General features: G+C 64.2%; 3 protein-coding genes and 1 pseudogene. All 4 read left to right on the forward strand.

Going from position 1 to position 3,356, the window contains the following annotated elements:
* Nucleotides 1–350: 350 nt before the first annotated feature.
* Nucleotides 351–1,244 carry a 30S ribosomal protein S6--L-glutamate ligase gene (rimK, locus tag ACXJKH_RS17215; protein ID WP_256775521.1) on the forward strand — a complete coding sequence of 298 codons (894 nt, stop codon included), beginning with the start codon at nucleotides 351–353 and terminating at the stop codon, nucleotides 1,242–1,244.
* A 244-nt stretch (nucleotides 1,245–1,488) separates the two neighbouring features.
* A complete protein-coding gene (locus ACXJKH_RS17220; RefSeq protein WP_256775520.1) occupies nucleotides 1,489–1,962 on the forward strand; it encodes a hypothetical protein in 474 nt (157 codons plus the stop codon).
* A 229-nt stretch (nucleotides 1,963–2,191) separates the two neighbouring features.
* Nucleotides 2,192–2,869, forward strand: coding sequence for a response regulator transcription factor (locus ACXJKH_RS17225; RefSeq protein WP_017356179.1), 678 nt, complete (start codon nucleotides 2,192–2,194; stop codon nucleotides 2,867–2,869).
* Nucleotides 2,832–3,356 (forward strand): annotated as a pseudogene (locus ACXJKH_RS17230) (two-component sensor histidine kinase); the annotation flags it as partial. The gene ACXJKH_RS17225 and the pseudogene ACXJKH_RS17230, both read left to right, overlap by 38 nt.

Raw genomic sequence — 3,356 nt, forward strand, 5'->3', positions numbered from 1 at the left:
GCACGGGGCGTGCCCGACAGGAGAACACTCAGCAGGGCCACGACAGCGAGCGGTCCGGATTTCATGGGCATGCCTTTGCGGAGGTCGCGGTGATGTCGCGGTGCGGCCGTCGTTGGCCGGGCGTCGAGGGTATCGGTTCACCCGGTGCAGCGAAACATCGTTGCGCCCAGGCAGTGATCAATACACCGCGCGGCGGGCTCCGGCATCCGGGTGGCGGTACTCGCCTGCGGCGCTGGCAGCGTGACCTGTGCGCCTCAAACCACCGCTGCGCTGCGCGTCGCGCGATCCTCATCGCAGCGTACCCGGCGCAGGCTATGCTTCGCGTTTTCCGGCCCCGTGCGCCCACCGCGATGAAACTCGCCATCCTGTCCCGCAACAGCAAGCTGTACTCCACGCGCCGGCTGGTAGAAGCCGCGCGCGCGCGCGGCCACACCGTGCGCGTGCTCGATCCACTGCGCTGCTACATGCGCATCGCCGCCGATGGTTTCACCATGCATTACAAGGGCCGTCCGATCACCGGCGTTGATGCGGTGATCCCGCGTATCGGTGCCTCGGTGACGCGGTATGGCACGGCCGTGCTGCGCCAGTTTGAAATGATGGGCGCGCGAACGCCCAATCCCTCCGATGCGATCCTGCGCGCCCGCGACAAGCTGCGCGCGCACCAGATCCTGGCCTCCAAGGGCATCGACATGCCGGTGACGGTGTTCGGCGACAACCCCGACGACACGGTCGACCTGCTGTCGATGCTGGGACCGCCGCCGCACGTGGTGAAGCTCAATGAGGGCACCCAGGGGCGTGGCGTGATCCTGACCGAAAAGGCCAGTGCCTCCCGGGGTATCGTCGAAGCCCTGCGCGGCCTGTACGCCAACTTCCTGATGCAGGAGTTCATCGGCGAGGCGCAAGGCGCCGACTTGCGTTGTCTGGTCGTTGGCGACCAGGTGGTGGGGGCGATGCAGCGCCAGGCTCCGGACGGCGACTTTCGCTCCAACCTGCATGCCGGTGGCAGCGCCCGGGCCGCCAAAGCCAGCCGGGCCGAGCAACTGGTGGCGGTGCGCTCGGCCAAAGCGCTGGGCCTGAGCGTGGCCGGGGTCGACCTGATCCGCTCCAGCCGTGGCCCGCTGGTGCTGGAGGTGAACTCCACGCCGGGTCTGGAGGGCATTGAGGCGATCTGTCAGGCGGACTTGGCAGGGCGGATCATTGAGCACGTTGCGTCGATGAAAAAGCCTGTTAATTCAAAGGCTTGAGATTTTTCGGAAAGTTTCTGCGGTTTTAACGAGGCTTTAATCGGCCCCGGCGTAGGCTTCATCGAACCGCAGCTCTGCCCTCCTCAGCAGGATCGGTAATCGGGAAACACTTTCAGGCCCAGGCGGGTTCCGCCTGGGCCTTTTTCTCGATCGGTCACCTGTCCCGGGAGGGTGATAAATCTCACTTGTCCRCCGCCCGCAGGCTGGTTACATTTGGCGCTCGTTCATGGATGGAGCACTGCGTATGTACCGTTTGGTCTGCACGATGTTGTTGTTCACCGTCGCCGGCGTCAGCGAGGCGAAAATGTCGCAGGGCAAGGACCACGAGGTCTCGCTCAACGTCGAGGTCCCGATCAGCGAGCAGATCCAGAAGGTGGAGGGCGCGCTGCGGAGTGAGACCTACAGCGAGATCACGCCGGAGGACCGCAGCCAGGTCCAGGCCGCGTTGGACCGCATCAAGTCGGCCTTGCAGGGCCATGAGTCCGCAAAGGAACTGAGCCCGGTCGCCCGTACCCAGCTGCTCAACGACCAGTCGACGGTCAACACCATCCTGACCCGTGCGAAGGAAGACAGCCGCCTGGTCTGCCGCCGCGAAAAGGCCACCGGCAGCAATTTCCATGAGAGTGTATGCATGACCGTGGCGCAGCGCCGCAAGGCGCGCGAGGATGGCAAGGACTACCTCAACAATCGTCGATCCCCGAACGCCTCCAGCAATTGATGCCGGGTCCCGCCTCCCTTTCCGGGCGAGGCGGGATGTCGCCAGGCAGGTGCCCTGAGGGGAGAAGGTGGCTTTTGACGCGGAATGAGCGACATCCACTGTCTAATGTTAACAATGGGATGTGTATCTTCCCCAAGGTGCGAGGAACGGGGCTACCGGCTGTAACAGGGTCGTCCGCGCGATCCGATGCTCCTGATCCGAAAGGATCACCTGCCAACCAGAGGTCACAGTGCGAATTCTTGTAATTGAAGACAACAGCGACATCGCCGCCAATCTGGGCGATTACCTTGAAGACCGCGGGCATACCGTGGACTTCGCCGCCGACGGCGTGACTGGCTTGCACCTTGCCGTGGTGCACGAATTCGATGCGATCGTTCTGGATCTCAACCTGCCCGGCATGGACGGCATCGAAGTCTGCCGCAAGCTGCGCAATGAAGCGCGCAAGCAGACCCCGGTGCTGATGCTCACCGCACGCGATTCGCTGGACAACAAGCTGGCCGGGTTCGACTCCGGCGCCGACGATTACCTGATCAAGCCGTTCGCGCTGCAGGAAGTGGAGGTGCGGTTGAACGCGCTGTCGCGTCGCGGCAAGGGCGTGCAGACCCGCGTGCTGGAAACCGGTGATCTGGAATACAACCTGGATACGCTTGAAGTGCGTCGCCAGGGCAAGCTGCTGCAGCTCAACCCGACGGCGCTGAAAATCCTGCAGGCCCTGATGGAAGCCGCGCCGGCAGTGGTGACCCGCCAGGAACTGGAAACCCGCGTCTGGGGTGAAGAGTTGCCCGATTCGGACTCGCTGCGCGTGCACATCCACGGCCTGCGCGCAGTGGTGGACAAGCCGTTCGAGGTGCCGTTGATCCAGACCCGCCATGGCATCGGATACCGCATCGCCGCGCCGGAAGCCTGATCCGGTGACGGGGAAGGGGGAGCGTCGCCGCGCGCCATATCGGCGCCGGCTGCGCAGCCGCATCATCGTCTCGTTCGTGCTGTTGGGCTTCTGCCTGACGGCACTGTTCGCCTTTGCCACCAACTGGGCGCGTGCGCGCGTGGAAAACCAGTTGGTCGAAGACGTGATGAACCGCAATATCGACGAGTACGCGCATCGCTACTCCGCCGATCCCTCGCGCAACCCCGACCTGCCGGTGCAGCAGATGCGCGCACGGATCGTCCGCCCGGACAAGTTCGACGCCCTGCGTACTGAAGAGCCGGACTGGTATGACTTCCGCGATGGCATCCACAGCCTGGGCGGGGTGGATGAACGCGGCAATGCGTTCTCCTACAAACTGGCCGTGCGCAAGACGCCGGAAGCCTGGTTCTTCCTCGCTTACGACATGACCGAAAGCATCCGCGGCGAGGCGCAGCTCAAGCGCGCCTTGCTGGTGTCGGTGCTGGTG

The sequence above is a fragment of the Stenotrophomonas sp. P5_B8 genome (assembly GCF_054049855.1).